Origin of the sequence: Halalkalibacter oceani, from assembly GCF_040544555.1 — a bacterium.
Lineage (GTDB): Bacteria > Bacillota > Bacilli > Bacillales > Bacillaceae_D > Halalkalibacter > Halalkalibacter oceani.
In genome coordinates this window covers 84,014-103,176 of record NZ_JBEPKD010000005.1, presented here as the reverse complement: position 1 = coordinate 103,176, position 19,163 = coordinate 84,014, and the positions used below count along the sequence as shown (strand labels likewise).

22 protein-coding genes are annotated in these 19,163 nt (G+C 31.7%); 3 read left to right on the top strand and 19 right to left on the bottom strand.

The features are described 5' to 3' along the window. Positions 1 to 2 precede the first annotated feature (2 nt). The 18 genes from ABMB67_RS08315 to ABMB67_RS08230 all read right to left on the bottom strand — a co-directional run bounded on the left by ABMB67_RS08315 (position 3) and on the right by ABMB67_RS08230 (position 16,515). Positions 3 to 395, bottom strand: a complete 393-nt coding sequence (locus tag ABMB67_RS08315; protein WP_354571752.1) for a hypothetical protein — start codon at positions 393 to 395, stop codon at positions 3 to 5. Positions 396 to 410: 15 nt separating this feature from the next. Further along, positions 411 to 899 (bottom strand): hypothetical protein, encoded by a 489-nt coding sequence (locus ABMB67_RS08310; RefSeq protein WP_354571751.1) that lies wholly within the window; start codon positions 897 to 899, stop codon positions 411 to 413. Positions 900 to 969: 70 nt separating this feature from the next. Then, on the bottom strand, positions 970 to 2,073 hold the full coding sequence (locus ABMB67_RS08305) for a YonB family capsid-like protein (protein WP_354571750.1): 1,104 nt from the start codon (positions 2,071 to 2,073) through the stop codon (positions 970 to 972). Positions 2,074 to 2,112: 39 nt separating this feature from the next. Next, a complete protein-coding gene (locus ABMB67_RS08300) occupies positions 2,113 to 2,613 on the bottom strand; it encodes a hypothetical protein (protein WP_354571749.1) in 501 nt (166 codons plus the stop codon). Positions 2,614 to 2,654: 41 nt separating this feature from the next. Beyond that, positions 2,655 to 3,863, bottom strand: coding sequence for a hypothetical protein (locus tag ABMB67_RS08295; protein WP_354571748.1), 1,209 nt, complete (start codon positions 3,861 to 3,863; stop codon positions 2,655 to 2,657). Positions 3,864 to 3,879: 16 nt separating this feature from the next. Then, a complete protein-coding gene (locus ABMB67_RS08290) occupies positions 3,880 to 5,397 on the bottom strand; it encodes a hypothetical protein (RefSeq protein ID WP_354571747.1) in 1,518 nt (505 codons plus the stop codon). A 28-nt stretch (positions 5,398 to 5,425) separates the two neighbouring features. Further along, positions 5,426 to 6,901 (bottom strand): hypothetical protein, encoded by a 1,476-nt coding sequence (locus ABMB67_RS08285; RefSeq protein ID WP_354571746.1) that lies wholly within the window; start codon positions 6,899 to 6,901, stop codon positions 5,426 to 5,428. A gap of 290 nt (positions 6,902 to 7,191) precedes the next feature. Further along, positions 7,192 to 8,031: a hypothetical protein gene (locus ABMB67_RS08280; RefSeq protein WP_354571745.1), complete on the bottom strand. Its 840-nt coding sequence runs from the start codon at positions 8,029 to 8,031 to the stop codon at positions 7,192 to 7,194. 19 nt (positions 8,032 to 8,050) lie between these two features. Then, positions 8,051 to 8,362 carry a hypothetical protein gene (locus ABMB67_RS08275; RefSeq protein WP_354571744.1) on the bottom strand — a complete coding sequence of 104 codons (312 nt, stop codon included), beginning with the start codon at positions 8,360 to 8,362 and terminating at the stop codon, positions 8,051 to 8,053. A gap of 8 nt (positions 8,363 to 8,370) precedes the next feature. Continuing rightward, complete coding sequence (locus tag ABMB67_RS08270) at positions 8,371 to 9,156, bottom strand: YonG family phage-derived protein (protein ID WP_354571743.1); 786 nt, start codon at positions 9,154 to 9,156, stop codon at positions 8,371 to 8,373. An 89-nt stretch (positions 9,157 to 9,245) separates the two neighbouring features. Beyond that, positions 9,246 to 9,830, bottom strand: coding sequence for an ATP-dependent Clp protease proteolytic subunit (locus ABMB67_RS08265; protein ID WP_354571742.1), 585 nt, complete (start codon positions 9,828 to 9,830; stop codon positions 9,246 to 9,248). Between the two features lie 62 nt (positions 9,831 to 9,892). Beyond that, entirely contained in the window at positions 9,893 to 11,083 is a 1,191-nt protein-coding gene (locus ABMB67_RS08260; RefSeq protein ID WP_354571741.1) for a hypothetical protein, read from the bottom strand. An 11-nt stretch (positions 11,084 to 11,094) separates the two neighbouring features. After that, positions 11,095 to 11,298: a YonK family protein gene (locus ABMB67_RS08255; RefSeq protein WP_354571740.1), complete on the bottom strand. Its 204-nt coding sequence runs from the start codon at positions 11,296 to 11,298 to the stop codon at positions 11,095 to 11,097. A gap of 36 nt (positions 11,299 to 11,334) precedes the next feature. Then, positions 11,335 to 12,633, bottom strand: a complete 1,299-nt coding sequence (locus ABMB67_RS08250; protein WP_354571739.1) for a PhoH family protein — start codon at positions 12,631 to 12,633, stop codon at positions 11,335 to 11,337. Positions 12,634 to 12,899: 266 nt separating this feature from the next. Then, complete coding sequence (locus ABMB67_RS08245) at positions 12,900 to 13,178, bottom strand: HU family DNA-binding protein (RefSeq protein WP_354571738.1); 279 nt, start codon at positions 13,176 to 13,178, stop codon at positions 12,900 to 12,902. Between the two features lie 198 nt (positions 13,179 to 13,376). Then, positions 13,377 to 15,950 (bottom strand): RNA dependent RNA polymerase, encoded by a 2,574-nt coding sequence (locus ABMB67_RS08240; RefSeq protein WP_354571737.1) that lies wholly within the window; start codon positions 15,948 to 15,950, stop codon positions 13,377 to 13,379. Beyond that, the gene (locus ABMB67_RS08235) at positions 15,934 to 16,122 is read right to left on the bottom strand and encodes a hypothetical protein (RefSeq protein WP_354571736.1); all 189 of its coding nucleotides are present in this window, start codon (positions 16,120 to 16,122) and stop codon (positions 15,934 to 15,936) included. Before ABMB67_RS08235 ends, ABMB67_RS08240 begins: the two co-directional genes overlap by 17 nt. Positions 16,123 to 16,206: 84 nt before the next feature. After that, entirely contained in the window at positions 16,207 to 16,515 is a 309-nt protein-coding gene (locus ABMB67_RS08230; protein ID WP_354571735.1) for a hypothetical protein, read from the bottom strand. Between the two features lie 275 nt (positions 16,516 to 16,790). Here ABMB67_RS08230 and ABMB67_RS08225 point away from each other — a divergent pair, with 275 nt between their 5' ends. The 3 genes from ABMB67_RS08225 to ABMB67_RS08215 all read left to right on the top strand — a co-directional run bounded on the left by ABMB67_RS08225 (position 16,791) and on the right by ABMB67_RS08215 (position 18,891). Beyond that, the gene (locus ABMB67_RS08225) at positions 16,791 to 17,069 is read left to right on the top strand and encodes a hypothetical protein (protein WP_354571734.1); all 279 of its coding nucleotides are present in this window, start codon (positions 16,791 to 16,793) and stop codon (positions 17,067 to 17,069) included. Beyond that, entirely contained in the window at positions 17,066 to 18,175 is a 1,110-nt protein-coding gene (locus ABMB67_RS08220) for an FtsZ/tubulin family protein (RefSeq protein ID WP_354571733.1), read from the top strand. The genes ABMB67_RS08225 and ABMB67_RS08220 overlap by 4 nt, the downstream gene beginning before the upstream one ends. Positions 18,176 to 18,378: 203 nt before the next feature. Continuing rightward, the gene (locus ABMB67_RS08215) at positions 18,379 to 18,891 is read left to right on the top strand and encodes a M23 family metallopeptidase (RefSeq protein ID WP_354571732.1); all 513 of its coding nucleotides are present in this window, start codon (positions 18,379 to 18,381) and stop codon (positions 18,889 to 18,891) included. On the opposite strand, the gene ABMB67_RS08210 is transcribed toward ABMB67_RS08215, so the two are convergent. Then, complete coding sequence (locus ABMB67_RS08210) at positions 18,875 to 19,042, bottom strand: hypothetical protein (RefSeq protein ID WP_354571731.1); 168 nt, start codon at positions 19,040 to 19,042, stop codon at positions 18,875 to 18,877. The two genes, ABMB67_RS08215 and ABMB67_RS08210, sit on opposite strands and share 17 nt — an antisense overlap. Positions 19,043 to 19,163: the final 121 nt, after the last annotated feature.

Below are 19,163 nucleotides of genomic sequence, written 5' to 3'. Positions count from 1 at the left end.
CCCTAATCATAAAAAGAATTATCTTTTAGTTTATTAATAGCTATTTTTATGTCATCATTCAATTTATCCATTGCATCACTCATTGTTCTTTTACTATCTGACATTGAAGTCAATTTAATATCTTTCCCCACTATATTATTAAGCTTTAATATTCGATCTCTTTCTCTTCCTAAATAAGACCTGTACATGAGTAAACCCAGTAGATTTATTTCAGGTTGAGACAGATTTTCTTCAAATTCTTCGAGGTTTTTATTATATTGAATTTTATATAAGTCTAATTCAAAATCACCTATTGCGTTAAGAAGAAATTGATCTTCTAGTCCGTGTGGGAGAGGGGTGATTGATTGGAATTTAGTATGGAAAACATTCAATATTTCAACTTTAGGGGTTGCCATCTTATCACCCCTCTGTTATTTAGTTTTGATTTTTGGTTCTTCGAATTTATAACCAGTGTGTTCTTCTAAGATTCTAATTTTTTCGTAATCTTTAAACTTACTTTTTCTCGCATGTTCCATAATTGCAAATTTTTCATTTTGAAGTGTCACATGCTTATTCAAATTATCCTTAAAAGATTTATCTGTTTTCAATTCTAGAATACGACTCATTTCCTTCTCATCTAAAACTTCCTGCTTTTTTGTGCTATTTTCCTCTTCAAATCCAACTAATACACGAGTATCTTTATCTTCTATGTACACTTTTGCTTTTGATCCTTGTCCATCTACTCCAACAAAAAAGACATTACCATCATAAATCTGAGATTGAATCTCCGATCTTTCAATTGGAATTCGTCCTTTACTTGGAATTTTAATATCTCCAGCTCGTTCGATTCGTCTAAAATAGATGTCCCATGCACACAGGTTTTTAACATAAACTTTATCGTTCATATTTAAGTTTGACATAATAAACACTCTCCTTTTACTCTAAAGTTTAGGAGGGATTATTAATCCCTCCTAATTATTTATTTTATTTTTAATATGATGGTGCTGCAAAATTCTCATCAGAGATCAAGCCGATTTCATATTCACGACCACGTACAACTTCAGCCCCAATTTCCATATCGTAGCGAGTTACTTCTGTGCCAGTTTCTACACTTGTACCAGTCATTGAAGTTAATCCACCACGTCTAAATACTTGAAGTGGGGAAACTGGATTTCCTTGAGGAATTAAGAATAGTAAACCTTCAGGAAGATAAGTTTTAAAATTATCTCCTGCACTGTTTAATTGTGTGGTTTGATATTGATTAGGCAGTTCAAGAACAGGGGAGCCGTTGTATGTTTGTAGCATTCCAGTGAGGCGAATTTCTTCCATTACTGCTTCAGATAGTCCAGTAATTGAAGGAGAAGTTGACTGATGACCAGCGAAATCACTTAATTGTGAAACGACTGAGTAATCACCTGCAATAGAAGGACGACCAAAACGTCTTATTTTCTTTAGAGCGTCATCTAAAGCAGATTTTGTGATACCAGCATTCTCACTAAAATACTTGATTCCAGTGGCATTTTTAATTCCAGTATATAGTTGATAAACTACATAATTCATTGCTTTATTCATCATTACTGTTTGTACTTGTTGTTTTCCTTCAGCAATTTTATCCAAGTTACCACTTGCAACTTCACGATAATCTACAGCAAAACCTGCTGAAATAGTTTTAGTGTTAATTGGATACTCTTCCCAACTAGTTGTACTGAAACCAACATCACCGGAGCTAGCTTGGAAATCAGCATTTAGAGATTCGTGCTTATAAGTTTGAACCATTGGTTGTTCGTTATAAGGAATATCTCTGAATCTACCCATAAAGCTAAAAAGTTGAATTTGCTTTTCTAAATGTGGCTCAATCGTGTATCGAACGATTGAATTCAATTCAGCTTTTGCAGTAAAATCTCCTGCATGAGCTTTGTTTGCCAACTCTTTCACATGATTAACTACTGTATCAACCTTTTTCCCATATTGAGAATAATCTTTGCCTTCTGTAATAGCAGAAAAAATCTCAACAATTTGAGATTTTGCATTGAATTTAGGCTGAGTGAATTGTGAATCTAAACGTTTATTATTAATTTCAAAAGTTAGTTCCATTATTAATAAATCCCCTTCCAATTTTTAATATTATTTATTTTAATTTTTTACTACTTTGCAAAGTAGACCTTTATCTCCATAAGTGGTCTTTTTTAAAACTTCAAGATATGTATTATATGAGCTGGAGTCTGCAATTACTGTTCCATCTGGCTTAATCCACTTTCCTGCATCTTCACCATGATCGGCAGCGTTAGCTACTACTAAATGATCACCAATACTAACTGTGTCTAAATCAGTGGCAACTACACGATAATCAACTTCAACTTGTAGTTCTTTAGCGTCTTCAGCAAGGAATCCACGAACATGTTCTCCATTTTCAATAGTAAACTCTTTATTATTACGAACCTCTGGTTTGTCGATAATATTACCCACAATCCAAGTCAGTCCTTGCGCTTCAGTAGCTGTTGCTGGGACAGAAGCGGTTCCTGCTTGATCATTCATAATTACACTCATTCCATTTTGCAAAGTAGATGTAGCAATGTTTCTAGGGTTATTGCGAACGTGTTTCTCAATCGCACCAATAGAATTAAATTTAAACATTTAAATCCTCCTCAAATTTGTAAATATTTTTCACTTATTTTTTAATATAAATCTTCAATATCTGGTGTTTCATTATTATTTACTTCGATTACATCTGAATAGATATCATCAACACTATTTGTTTCATGAGTAGTAGACTTTGATCTCTGCTCAATAATCTTCTTGGCAATATTAGAATTAATTTCATTAACAATTTGAGTGATTAATTCATTAGTAGGTTCTTTTTCACATTTATCAATTAACTCTTTAGCAATTTCTTTTTCAGAATCAGTATAAGTAGATAATTTTGAATTTAATTCAGATTGAAGTTCTTTTTTAGTTGATTCTTCTTTAAAAGAACGAAGTTCACTGACTTCTTTCTCCATAACCTCAATTGTCTTTTCTTTTTCTTCTAACTTAGAATTAACTTCTTTCAGTTCTTCAATTGTAGAATTCAATTCAGTGGTTTTTTCTTGGATCTTTTCATTGAATTCAGAAGTAGCTTTTTCTAGTTTCTGATTAATTTCATTAATTTCACTGTCTTTTGATGAAGTTAAATCCTTTAACTGTGATTTAAGCTCAGAAATCTCATTAACTTTTGTTTCTAATTTTTCATTCAACTCGGAAACTAGTTGAGTGTTTTGATTTTCAGGCATATTTTTAATATCCTCCTTATTAATTTTATTATTTAATTCAAGTAGTATAGCGGTATCATCTGAAGGTTCGATTCCAAGTATCGCAACTCCACTAAAGTCAAAATCCATTGGAATTCTTCCTTCTTCCTTCCATCCACTTTCATAAATAATGTTTTCATTTTCTTCTTTTTTACATATTTCAACACTTGTTTCGGGCATTTCCCCATCAAACATTTTAGATTTTAACCACTGAACAAATTTAGGATAGCGTTGATCATATAAATAACCTTCAGCGACCATAACTCTTTTTTGTTCTGCGTTAATTTCAACAGTGTCTATATAGGCATTTGTCGTTGTTCCTACTGCCACTGAATCTTCAAATAGGGGAGTACCATCTTTGATTTCTGACATTCCATGACCAAAAGGTTCATCTTTTTTATAGTAGTCCAAAAACTCAACAGCTAGAGGCATAGAAAAAGCTGATTCAAGGTTTTTTTCGATATATTCTTCTTTCCATGAAATGCCATTTTTATTATATTTAGTTGGATCATTATGTATTTCTAAAACAACCCATTTTACATAGGTTCTACCTGCGAATTTCTTGGATTGGTTTAGCTCCAAAATTCTTCCTTTCAATAATTCATCACCTCCTTTAATTAATCCGTGGATTATTATTAGATCCATTAGTTTTAGATTTTATCGTACTTTCATTTAATGGATTAGTCTCTTCACTTCTCCCTCTGTCTTTATTACTTAAAGTGTGGCTAGTTTGATGAGGAGGGAATCTTTCCGCATAGTTTTCTTTTTTCTCTTCTTCCATTAGACTGATATACGCATCTGGGTTGACTCCAGCAGAAGCAATGAAATATTGTAAGCTACCACCTGCAGATAAATAAAGATCTTTAGCGTAATCAAATTGCTTATCTCTATTTGCATGTGTAATAGGAAGATAGTAAACTTCTAAATAGTTACTTTTATCTTTAATTATGTTTGCATTTATAACTTTATTAAATTCATCTTGAATTTGATGAATCCAATTAAATATCTCTGCACTTACCATCTCAACGTTGGCTTGATTACTGGAATAATCTCCTCCTTGACCATTTAATAAGGAGCCAGAAAATCCTAAATTTGAAGATATTCTCGTTATCAGTTCTTCCTCACCTTTAATTTCAAGGAAATCTACATCAGTAGTTAATTTATCTAATTTTGTTCCAGAAGCAATCGAAAAGAAGTTAATGCCTTTACGAACACCTTTTGAAAAAAGGGCGTTCCTAATGTTCTCGTGCTGCTCTTTCTGTTGTTTTTGAGAAAGGGAAGAAGTCCCTTTTTTGTCGCCTTCAGGGAAAGTTTGATAAATTATAGTGCTATTTATATCATCTAATATAGTTCTTTTTGTTTCTGTAAAGTATTCATCATATAACATATCTGTAAAAGCTGCTAATCCTATTGGTCTTCCCCAAGGTTCATCAATTTTTGACCTTATTTTATTGGTAATTGTCTTATTATTATCTAGAACTGCCCATTTCTTATTAAAATCCTTTTTATAAGCTCTGTATGCTTGTCTAATTTCTTTTGGGAATTTTTTTAACTTTAAAGAACGACCATTTCCAGTAAATTGATCAAAGTAAGAACAATCAAACGCTATTACATATGATGAATTTTTTCTTCCTACAATTCTACAATAGTCGGTAGGCAGGGGGATAACACTACAATTGAAGTCATTGGAGTTTATTTCAGTTATTTGATCAATGTCATAATCACTGAAATGTCGAGGTAGGGAAGGGGAGAGATTCACTTCAAAATAATAAAAACAAGTTCCCTCAAGAGCAGATTTAAATATAATATCTCTTGCTATAATTTTATCTTTCATTTTTTTTAAAGATAAAAGAAATTTATCTTTATTTCTTTTATAGTTCTCATGAACTTTATTATTCCCATGAACAACACGATCCAAAGTTGGCAGAGCAGTCATATAATCAATTACGTTAGTGTATATACCATTTGCATTATACAAAATATTTGACGCATCTCTAATTTGTTTATTATTAGAAATATGATCCTTAAGTAATCTTTTTAAAGTATCTATATTTAAAACATTGTAAGATGTGACATAGGAAAAGGCAGAGGTAAGATTTGAGTTAAATTCAAAAGTTTTATTTTCGTCCATATTTCACCTCCGTTAAATTTAATTTATTTTAATTGTAGAAAAACGAAAAATCATACTCGTCGTTATTTTTACTCATTTTATTTTCTTGCTCTAATTCATTAATATAAACTAAACCATAACCTAAACTTGTAACACGGTCACGCTTGGTTGATTTACTAATGCGACCATAAAGAATATTCCCGTGTTCAGAAGACTCTTGTTTTGTATTGCCTAACTCATTAATAAGAATATCAGTATTTACAAAAGAGGCATACTGTTCTTCTGTCATTGCTTCAGATTTAAACTCAGAATCAACTACTGCCGAATTAGCTAATAACTTTAGACTTCCGTCTTCGAAACTTTTCTTCATATATGTATGCATAGTATTGTTAAGTTGATTTGTGGCAGCGATACGCCTAATAATTGGAACAGCATTTTGTAGACTCATTCGTTCTTCATCATCATCGGGGGCAAGAGGTGGACATTCGATCACTTCGCCTTTTTCATTTGTATATTCCCAAGTTTCGTCCAAAAGAGAAGGGAGGGCTTCGCCATTACCACGAACATCTAGAACTAACTTAATTGTGTTAGGGAATCTTAACAGCATTTCCCTAAGATATTTTGCTTGATTTGGTAACGACATTCCTTTATGTACTTTGATATAAACTACTTCCTTGCTGTATGCACCACTTGGCTTTTCTTTTATTTTAATTACAGTGGTACAGGCATTGTCGCTATCTTTTGCATTTGATAAGGCGACATCATGTGAAATTACATATTGAACTGTAGATTTTTTTGGTTGTTTAACTTCACTTTTTTCTAAGACTCTGCATTCCTCAGTTAAGTCATATGGGTAAAAGCTTTCATTTGAATTTCCAACAAAAACAGCTTCATACTCATAAGCAAATTTATCAGAAGTCATCGAAGGTTTATTTTTTTCTTTCATTATGTCATCTTCATAATAAATTCCGGCATTAACCCCAACAGTGTAAGGAAGAGTGCAAACGAAATAATCATTATTTCCTTCAGACATTTTAGTGTAATGATTCATAAAACGATCATACAGGTCGCAATTTTTTAGGTAAGCTGAACTAATATAAATTAATTTACCTTTCTCAACAGGAAGCTCATCTTTATCAAATTTCATTGATAAATCAATCATTGTCTGTCTTTTTGTTTTTGTCATTGGAACTAATATTTCTTCCATGATAGAATCTTTTATCAGCCTAGCTTCATCAGCCAACAACTGATGGAATCTCCATGATCTAGCAGACTCTCCATCATGACCAAGTACAATAGCTCTTATTTCAGAACCATTTTTAAAATGAACAACACAGTCATTCGCACCTGTTTTTATATCAGATATCTCTCTAGCTACATTGGGGTTCGAATGTAATTCACCTTTAATTTTCTGTATGATTACATTTCTCGCTTGCTGCCCCTTTCCAGAAGCAATCCCAAGTTTAATACCTTTATATAAAATTGCTTGACAAATAAAAAAGACTGCACTTAAATATGATTTCACATTGTTATCGTAAAGGCTTTTTATCCTCTACTTCTTACACTTTTCCATCGTGCAAGGTCGGCATACATTTTCATCCTTAAACCTAAGTTTAGTGGGATGATGCGGACTCTTGGGAGAATTATATTCTATAAATACAGTTTCATCTCCTATGCTCTGCCCCTGACTAAACTTTTACATCTAGCCTTCGGTTCGTGTTACCCTAATTACTGGAGGACTCCACGCTTAATTCCGCATTATTTTCCCTAAGTATTACTACTTAAGTGGGCAAATAAATAATATAGTTATCAAATTTATAATGATTCGGCTTCTTTTCTAGCTTTAATTGCATCTTCTTTATTTATGAAACTCCCTAATTGTTTTCTTTTACCGTCAAAACAAAAAGAAGCAACCCAACGATTACTTCTTTTGTCGAAATATACACCTGTTTTACCAGATGTACTTTTCCTATTTTGATTTATATAATTTAATGACTCGGTAAATTTCTCATGTTTTCTATTTAAATAAACAGTTGAGTTTTCATAAAAATATGTATGTATTTCATTAATATTATCGAATCCAGAGATAACCATTTGATATGCCTTGCCTTTTTGTTTGATCATAGGATTAATGTTTATTTGATTTTCTTTAAAGTGATATTCTATAGCTTTTACCATATTAAAAGTACCAACAATTATAATTTTTAAAGATTTCAAACTATCATATTCTCCAAAAAATATACAGCCATCTCCATCAAAATACCCTCTAATGAAATCTCTAATGTATTGTTTAGGAAGGATATTTTCATTCGGAAATGTTAAAGTTAAACTTTTTTGAGGAGTGCATCCCAGTTTAATTAAGTCTCTGCACATTTTAGTGTTGCAAACTACAACTTTACTAGAATTATATTTTTCTCCGTTAAGTTTTACAACTTTGCTTTTTATAGGTACATTTGATTCTATATCACTTAAGAATTTCTGTAAATGATCTCTATCTTTATCACTTAATCCTATTTCTAAAGACATCGCATTTAGTTTTTCATTTCGATAATATCTATTAATACATCCATCTGCGTACAGGAAGCCTAGCCAATAAGCTTTTTTCTCACAATCAATTTTTTCAAAGAAGTTTTTATTGTAGGTATACCTACTCATTAAACCTCATCTCCTTTATTTAAATTGTGAGACTATGATAATTATAATACTTACATAATCTACCCAGCCCTCGGCTTGCAATAAACATGGATTCTTTATACCGTGCCATAGACCTTAATATTAACCTTTGAAAAGGATAAAGGTTGATACCTAAAATATCAATCGCAAACTCATCAATATGATGTCTATAATAAGAAATGAACTTCCTCCAAGACTCAATATTAATTTGTTCTTTTTTTATTGGATCATGACTATCAGGATGATCAAAATTTGCATAAGTAAAATCTTTTTTTTGTCTACTTTTTTGACTGAAATTATTGTATGAACTCATAATGACACCTACAATGACTTATAGATGTGCTTAAAATCATCTATAAGTTTATCGTAACTATCTTTATCTAAATCATTTTTATGTTCATAAACATAAGTGTTACTTTCAACCATATCAACAATTTGAGAAAAAGATCCTAAACCAACTTCATTTATACCTCTTTGACTTTCCGAAAATTTTGCTGATTTAGATAATGTATCAAATATATCTTTAGCTTCCTTATACTTCTTATCTGCATTAGTAACGCCTTCTTGCATCTCTTGAAAACATTTATCCATGTGTAAGCTTGCTTTAGCAATTTTCTTTGCGTAATCTTTATGACTTAAAGTAACAACTTTAAAATCTCGATCTAATCCATTAAGATACTCTTCCAAATATTCAATTTCAGATGGGTAATAGTAACCAAGCCATTTTTTACTGTAAATCTTTCTCTCTTCTAATCTATTTTCACTTTCATAATTGTTTTCATTATCAAATATACTATCGTCATAAGTTTCTTCTTTATAATTCAAACCTAAATTTTTTAAATAAGTACCCAATGTATCTGTTTTCCCTTTGCAAGCCTTCTCCCACTCAAGCGGTCTATAAGGCTTATCAATTGCTCTTAAAACATTCCTAACGGATGATGGATCATTTTCATTCAACTTCTCTTTAAGACATTTTTTGCAAATTGGAGTTCTTGCATCTCCGTGCCACTCACTGTAACTCAAATAAAAATCCTCTATTTTCCGCTTATTGTCCAGACATTTCAGACACATTTTTAATTCCTTTGTCTCTTTAGGTCTTCTGCTCAATTATTTCACCTTCTTTACCTCAAAAGAATCATTTACAAAAAGCCTGTTCAGTAGAACAGACTCTTTAAAATATTTCTTTTAATTTATTTTTAAATAGAATCAGTAGCAATTTCTAATTCAATTGCAGTGTCATGATCAATGTACCAATCATTAACGTTCTTTTGATGCTTGATAAGTGTGTCTTGATCCAGCTTACTGCGTTCAATTAAAAACTCATCATATACTTTTTGTAATCTATCAAACTCTTCTGATTGTCGCTTAATTTCTTCACGGCTACCTTCAAGTCTCGAACTTAACTCGTGATACATGAGCGTAGCATATTTACTCATGAATCGACGATGACCAGCAGCAAAAATAGATAAACCCATACTCATACAGTAACCATAGCAATATGTCCAAACTGGTGTTTTACTTGAAACAATATGAGAAATTAACGACCACCCATCGTAAACTGATCCGCCATAGGAATTCACATAAATTTTGATTGGTTTTCTATCCTCAGGGTTAATTCCATTATTATCGTCTTCTAAGTTAATCCGTTGAATTAATGGAATATAATCATCGAGAATATAGCTAGATACATCATCATTAATGTTAATGATACGCTCATTAAATAAATCTTTTTCAATTATATCGTGAATGTTATTTTCATTATTCGTCTTAATTTCAATCATATATAAATCCTCCTTAAGTATTGTATAAAGGAGGCATCGGATTCCTGAGAATCATACCAGCATTATGCTATTTTATCTAATTTAATTAAATATGTATTTTCTGCGCCCTCATCTTCATCAAACACAATGAATTTTTGAGATGGCTTCGAAAACAAACGCTTTTGAACAGCGTGATCATCTACACCAATTAAAGATCCATTTACTGTTACTGTCATAAGACCATGCTCTTTTTCTACATTGTGATGGATATGACCCATGAATAGATGTGATGGTGTATAACCCAACATTTGTGGAATTGCCTTTGCACTATTAGCCACAGTATCATAGTTTCCATGTACAAACAAAACTTTTTCACCCATAATGTCTGCTTCAATTAATCCATCGCTATCTTTGATAATCTCAATATTTGAGATGCTCGAAAGGCGAGCTTCTAAAAACCAAGGGATAAGATATTCAAAATTCTCTTTTATTCCCACATCATTTTTATTAGCAATTACCCGACCATGATTACCAATAACGTTATAAAGCTTTACGTTGGGGAACTCGGAGCAAAATCTAGTTAATACTTGCGCTAATACTTCGGCAACATATGTTAATTGATTAACAATATCCTCATTGGATTGAACTCTTGTGCTTACGTGCAACAAACCAGCAAATAAATCTCCAAGTTGAGCAACATGCATAGTTTTAATATTATGTAATTTTCCATATTCAATCGCTTTAGTAGTGACTTTTTCAATGCGTCTTAGGAAAATATCTTTATTGAATTTGTTAAATCTGTTTTCTACATCCATGCCAAAATGCCAATCACTGAGAAGAAGAAGCCCTTCTTTTTGGGAGAAAGAAGGGGCAGGGGAGTGAAATTCTAAAGGTTTATGTAAAGTGAGGGAGGAGACAGCTTTAGTAATATCTTCTTTAATCTTTTCAAAACGTGCCTCATGTCGTATCATTTTACGAAATTCACGTTTTTGATCTTGATTACGAATTTTTTCTTTTTCAGACTCAATGCGAATCGATTCATATTTAGCAAGAATGTCTTCGTCATAGTTCTGAGATATAATAAAATCCCGCCATTTATGATATGAGGCGTGATCTTTTCTCCATTTAGATTCACTATAAGAACTACCTAACTCTTTGTTTAATAGTTCGGCAGCCTTATGAGAATTAATGCCATATTCATCTAAGTTGTCATATAGGCGAATGTGATATTCGTTAAACGACTCTTGTGGCTGCTTATTTAAGATATTTTCCATAGGCAATATCCTTATTCGCCATCTGGCAAGTGCTCAGATGTCTCAACAATGGTAATATCAATTCGTTTATCATCACCAGCAAATTTAGCAAGCTCAGTCATCAAGTCAAATTCTCTTTTTTCATCATCTTTCTTTTTAGGCATTTCAGTTAATGTTCCATTTTCTAGATCCAACACTACGTTTGTATATTTACGATTTAAAGTATCTTTAGCCATTAAATCCATCTCCTTTTAATCATATAATTTATTTTATTATAATAATTCTGCGCAGAGCTGCGCCAAATCAGAGCGCTCACCTTTTTGCAAAGTTACATGTCCAGACTCTTTTAAGTGCTTCATTCTCTCTGTTACATAAGTAAGACCATTAGAAAATTGATCTAGATAAGGGTGGTCAATTTGATACGGATCACCAACTAAAACAATTTTACTTCCTTCTCCAACCCGTGTCAGTATCGTCTTCACTTCATGCTTTGTTAGGTTTTGTGCCTCGTCAATGATAATAAATTGTTCAGGAATGCTTCTGCCACGAATATAAGTAAGTGCTTCTACTTGTACTATTTTTTCATATCCCTGCAACATATCTCTTAATTCTTTATCACTTTTACAATCGAACAAAAATTCAAGATTATCATAAATAGGTTGCATCCAAGGGCGAAGTTTTTCTTCCATTTCTCCAGGCAAATAGCCAATATCTTTCCCCATAGGAACAACCGGTCTAGCCACAATAACCTTTTTATACTTTTGCTCATCTTGAACTTTATGGAGCGCTGCAGCTAAAGCAAGCAAGGTCTTTCCGGTTCCAGCTACTCCTGACAATGTAACTAGGGGTATGGAATCGTCCAAAAGTAGCTCTAAAGCCATTTTTTGTTCGGTGTTTTTGGCTTTTAAACCGTATACAAAATCATTTTTTTCGTAATTATATAATCGATTCAAAGCGCCGTTTTTATTTATTGCTATTTCTTCTTGAGTCCCATTTCTTAATAAAACAAACTCATTTTCAATTAAATTATCGGTATCTAGATCTGCAAAACCATTTTTTTTCGAAATGTTTAATGAATGTGCATCGGTTTCAACAATTTTATATCCTTTATATTGTTCGTCAGTTGAGGAAATAACCTTATCATTCTCATAATCCTCAGCTCCGACGTCCTCAGCGTCAGCTTTTAATCGGACATTGACATCTTTTGATACAACAACTACTTTATTCTTCATTTGTTCAGATAACATTTTAGCAGTTGCAATTATTCGATTGTCAGCTTCACTATCTAAGAAATTGTCATACACTCGTGATTCAACTGGTGGAGGAGTAACTTTTAAAGTACCACCATTTTCTAATTTCACGCCCTCATGCAATTTTCCTTGCTTACGGAGTTTATCAGCCATTTTTGAAAAGTGTCGTGCATTTCGCCCAACCTCATCCATTAATACCTTTTTACGATCTAACTCTTGAAGGACAATAGTAGGGATAATTACTATATTATTATCAAATGAAAAAATTGCATTAGGATCTGAAAGTAAAACATTCGTATCGAGAACGAATACTTTTTTCATGCATTTACTCCTTATATATCTGACATTATTAGAGGTTAAAATAAAAAGCTTTATTAATTAATCAAGCTTTAAAAGGGGAGGGGAGTGATCTTATAAATTAATTAATAGGGCGGCGTATCCTATATCTCTTTTAACTTCCTGCCACTAAAAGGAGCTTTTGGCTCAATGTGACAGGAAGCGTATGGGGAACCTTTCCCACCTTAATTAACTAAATAAAACCACTATTTTATATGTAATATTTAATTTAATTCATTTTATTTTATAAATTAAGAACCTTGAACTGCTTCTTTAAGTTGCTTACCAGCTTTAAAAGCAGGATTTTTAGATGCTGCAATATCAATTTCTTCTCCAGTCTGAGGATTACGACCTTTACGTGCAGCCCGATCTCGAACTTCAAAGCTACCAAAACCTACAATTTGAACTTTTTCACCTGCAACAAGGGTGTCTTGAATAGCACGAAAAGTCGCATTTACAGCTAATTCAGCATCTTTCTTACTCATTTTTGTTGTCTCTGCTACCACATTTACCAATTCAGTTTTATTCATTTAAATCTTCTCCTTTTAATCAATTAATTTTATTTTAATAGCGGGAAGGTCACTCTTCCCTTGTAGGTTATTATCTTATTTTTAATAAATCTCTTAGAACCCTTGATATACAAGGACTTCAGCGATTGTTTAAAATCAATATTTTACACTATCCTGTCAATCCCTTGTGTATCAAGGGTTTCAGCGGTTTCTAAAACTTCACATGTTTTTTGTCTTTCTAGATTTCTTCATGCTAGTTCGCTGCCATTCTTTTTGTTTTTCATTGGAGCATTTTCTACAATACTTGACTCTATTATTAGCAACTTTAATTATTGTTCCGCAGGAGACACAGGATTTTTTCCCTTTGAGATTCTTAGTTAAATTTTCATAAAGAATATCTCCAAAACATTGCCATAAAGTTTCTTTTCGAGAGCTTTCCTTTTCATATAAATATCTTGTGAGTACATCAGTAATATAATATGGATCTTCATTAATCTCTAATAATTCATTTCGTATTTTATTATATACATACAATACTGACTTCGACTTTGTTTTCTCATCTGATTTTTTTAATCTCCACTTTTTAGATCTGTCTAACTCTATATATTTTTCAATAATCTTATTATCGACTTGTATTTTTTTGTTTTTTAATAGGAACTTATAATCGAATTCTCCTCCTATTTTTTTGAATTGAATTCTTTTATTAGGAATCATCCTTTCAAGCTTATTTACTACACTACTATTTAAAGGTTCAACTTCACTTTTCTTTTTCTTTTTTGCATAAGTAAAGAAGTGGGGCACTTTGTTTCTTGTGTAACTGTTAATTATCTTTCTTTTTTCAGAAGGTATTATTGGCAAGTAAAGTGTTTTCGCATAATCAATAACATAATTGTTATAAGCAGTGAGCCATTTAATTGCCTGAATATTAATTGCTTTGCTATTCCAAATCTTAGAAATTTGATTAGAAATGATCCCAATATTTCCTTTATAAGCAGCTTGCAGTCCCTTATAAATTTCTTCGCTGGTTATTTTACCTTTTTGTGCAGTTGCCATTTGGTAGTAAAGAGGAACTGCATTTTCCATATTTCTTTTAGCGACCTTAATTATAGTTTCGTCAGCGCACACCAAACTTTTATCTCCATCGCAGTCAAATTGAAGCTCACGGGAAATTAAGTCATGTACACTCGTATATAAACCCTTTGTAATGAACCATTTCTTCTTAATTGAATCAATAACATTTTTCCTAACTGCATGTTCTCTATACAGATGAGGACTTCTTAAACAATCTAATTCCTCATGCTCAGGGTATAAACTACAATATACCTCGCCATTATTTAATAAACCTTGAGGATTTTCAATGTTTAAAAAAATTCTTTCGCAAAAAGCATATAGATCAGGAATAATAAAAGTATATTTTCCATTGATTTTTAATTTTGCCGACCTAGCATCATTTACCATCGATCTCTTTTTACTTTTTAAAATCTCTTTACTGTAATAATCGTTCAATAGTGGAGGGTAGGCTTCTATAGACTTCTGTATGTAACTTTTATTTTTATTTGATTTAGTTATTCCTAATACTTTAAACATAGTTGATTTGTCAGTAGCTATATTCTCAAGCTCTGTCAAAGTAGGCTCACATACTCGATATAGTTCTTCATTAGTCATATCAGAGAGAGTTTGTAGCATTTGATAATTTAATTTTGCATCAGGTATATCACCTTCTTCAACGTTACATTTAGCTGCCTGACACTTATATTTGATAAATTTTTCACGATAATCCTGCCAAGAAGAATAGAAAGAAGCCATTTTAAATTGCGAACGAGTAAAGATCACGTCAATTTCATCTTTTCTCAAGTCCCACTCTTTCCCATATATATCTTTGATGATGTAAGCGGAATGTTCTTTAGCAAAATCATAAAAATCAAAAGGGGAGAGAAGACCTTTAATAAAAGGTAATCTAACCATAAATGATTTACTTGACACTTTAGGCAAAATCATTCCACATCCATCTGTATGAGGAATAGGGACACTCATAGATCTTCTAGTTACATCAAATGTTTTGTCATCTATATAATCAACTTCTCCGAATACATCTGTTTCAAGATCGTCAACCACAATTGCTCGATCGATATTGAAATCAATCCATTCATCTGTAGCACTATTACATAAAGCTAGATACGCCAAATACTTATTAGTATTCATGCCGCCTTTAGCATTAATATCATCTACAGTTAGTCCACATGTCAAAGATTTTTCATGTTTCTTCCATACTGATTCTTTGATAAACATTGTCTTTTTAGTTCTAATTTGTCCTGCCGACGCAGTAAAACATATGTATTTTTCATTATCTAAAGTAAATCCGTCCTGTATCAACTGCTCTAAAACTTGAAAAAAATACGTCTGTACCACAATTATATCGGTAGTTAATTCGCTTTGTTTTACTCCTATAGTCCTTGTTAATACTGAATCAAATAACGAAATGACATTTCTATCTACAAGAGATCTTTTTTTAAGTTTACGAGTTTCACTATTTTTTTCAAACTCTTTATATAAATCGTCTTTTAATCTTTTTATTCTTTTATTATTCCATATTAAACGAGTTTGTATTTTATCCTTTTTTTCTTTATCGATATCTTTAGAATTAATTATTTTATTTAATGTTTTTTTATATATGTAGGATTTATTTAATTTATTATGTATTTTTGTTTCAAATTCATTGTAAAAATTTGCTGTATCTAGGCTGTAAATATAAACTTGTTTATCGAGCAATAATGTTTCACCCCCAATACTCATGCATCTCATCCAAAATTTTTCTTAAAACTCTATCTTTATTTATGATCCCAAACCACCGATAGTCAACATACCAACCATATTCCTCATCAGTTTCTTCATTGTGTAAAATCTTATATTCTATATATTCAATTACTTCTCTAACACTAAATTTATGTTTTTTTAGATCCTTCATTATTATCCGCCTTTTCACAGTTTAATTTTAAATTCTTCATGACATTCCTCCTTTAAATTCTTTAGAGGTGTATATATTAATAATTTATTTCAATTTGTTTTTCCTTGCTAAACGCATTTTCTTCACACGCTCTCTTTGAGCCTCTAACTGCTCAGGAGACAATTCTCGTTTGCGTTTTTCACCTTTTCTAAATGAAACTTGGTTTGCTTCCAGCGTTCCACGAAGGGAGAGAGGGGCTTCACGTCCTTCCTCATAATCTGCTGTGAATTTTTTCATTCCATATGTATTGACTAATTTTGTGATATGAGGGGAGCAGCAACTATATACATCCCACTTATCAGTAACTCTATTAAACACTAAAACTGTTTCTTGTTCTTCATTTGAATACCCCAATAATTAATCCTCCTTTAAATATTTTCATTTGTATAATTAAATTTACTTTATTTAATTAAAATACATTACTTCTTTTTAGCACCTCCCTATTCTATTACTTGTACTAATTTTACTACAAATTATTATTTTAGTCAATGTTTTAATTTATTTTGTTTTTTAAAAATAAATGGAAATATTGACAAGTATACATTGCATATAACTAAATCACAAAGCGAAATATTTGAACATTTTCAATTCGCTTTAAAATTTTTTAAAAATTTTAAGGAGGTAGGCTGATGAATTATTTTGAAGCAATCGCATCTGATTTATCAAATAATGAAATTATGATACTGGGAATTTTGATGGATCATGATTCCGATGCTCCATTTAAAGCACTTAAACGTAAAGATTTGAAGAAAAAAATTGATTGGAGTCAGGCAACTTTCAATAAAACAATTATGTCTTTAGAAACAAAAAAGCTAATTGGAATCTTAAGAAATCAAATGACTCATGATATTTATATTACAAATTTCGGAGTTAAATCTGTTCATTATTCATTAGAAGGGGTTGAATGAACATGTATGGTTTCATAGGAGTTGGGCAAGGCGGGACTTCTGTAGTGAGTTTAGCATCTAAATTAGGGTATCCTTCAGTAGCAATAAATTTCAGTCAAAAAGATTTAGATGGCTGCAAAGAAATTCAAAATGAAAATAAACTTTGTTTAATTGGTTCCGAGGGAGTGGGAAGAGATCGAAATGAGGCACTTCGACTTATGAACTTTAATTGGGAGAGAGTGGTTTCATTTATAGAAGAGAGGTTTTCACACCCTTCGATTAAGATAATTTTTATTGCTTTTTCCACTGGCGGAGGAACTGGTTCTGGCTCTAGTCCAATGATTATTGAATTACTTAAACATAAATTAGGTAAGGTTATCGTAGCTTGTCCAATTTTACCTGATCTGACAGAAGTAACAATTAATCAACTTAATACCCTAGATGTTTTTTCAGAATTATCTAATTTACAAACGTGCATTCTGCCTATAGATAATCAAAAAGCAAACAGTAATCTAAATAAACACACTAAGTATATGGAAATAAATTGTAAGTTTATAAACCAAATTCATCAACTTTTAAAATACACACGAGAAGAATCATCTATATCCAACTTAGATGAGAGAGACTTATTGACGATCTTTGACACTGACGGGTTAGCTATTATTGGAGACATTAATGTTACCGAAGAATCGAAATTTGAAGATGAACAATGGATATATGAAAAAACTAAGCAGTCATGGCTATGTTCTATTTATATTGAGCCAGAGATGAAAAAGGTGATTAAAGCAGGAGTGATCTTTGATTATGACTCCAAAACTATAAGCAATACACATTCAAATAGACTATTTAGGCATTTTGACTTTGGGGAGCCAATTAACTTATTTGAGGGATATTATTCCACAGGCGCAAGCAAAATAATTACCATTTGCAGCGGTCTTTCATGGTGTGAAACACGATTAAAGCAAATTGAACAAAAAATTCATTCCGATGAAAGTCGAATTAAAAGTACATTACAACCTGAAAAAAGATATCGACCCGATTTAGATATTTCACTATTCAATAAAAAGGAACAAAAAACACAAGAAAAGAGGTCAATAACTGAAATTTTAACAAGATACCAACGATAAAATATTATACTGACATATAAACTTATTGTTACCCTCTTTGTTACCGAAAATCAAATTTCTGTTACCCATATGTGTTACCGAATCCGTTACCACTAGTGGGTAACAGAAAAACAGCTAAATTTTTGTCTTTTTAAGTTATCCAATTAACCTCGGTAGAGACAGGAATCAAATTATTATGAAATATTAAATAGGAGAGGATTGGTATGACTTGGAGAATCACTTCACATTTCGGTGAACAAGAAGCTTTCAGAAAAAATCCTCATAATGGAATTGATTTTGCTATGAAAGAAGGAGAGGAACTTTATTCAATTACCGAAGGAGTAATTAAATATGTAGACTATGGTGATAAAAATGCCGGAAAAACCGTCATGATTGAGAATGAACAAGGATTAACTTTTATCTATGGTCATCTAAGCAAATTTAACAATCAATTGAAAAGTGGAGATTCAATTGAAAAAGATCAGCTTATTGGTTATTCGGGCAATACCGGACATTCCACCGGAAACCATCTTCACTTCGGAGTAAAGTTTAATGACCAGTATATAGATCCATCTCAATATATTGATCAAATTCAAAATATGGGTAATGAAGCAGGGATTTTTAGTAATCCACACCATTCCATCCTCGATCTTTTAAGCAATAATCAGGAGCAACTTACAGAATTTATTAATATCATCATTTCTAATATTGTTATTTGGTTTAATTTATTATTTTAGCTTTTATTATTCCTTCTTCACTTAGAACGTGTAATGCCGTATATAACCGTTCTCTTGAAAGACCTGTTTCCCTTATAATTTTATTGCTGCAGTTCAACAAGTCATCTTCCCAGTCAAACTTATCTATTTTCCATCCCATAAAAGCTTCCATATTTTCCTCCTAAGCATTTTTGCCGTTATTATTAATATCCTTAATAGTGTCTGACAGTCTTTCTTCCTTGGTTTTTGCCATGCGTTATCACCTCAAAAATCATGTTACCTTTAAAATGTCC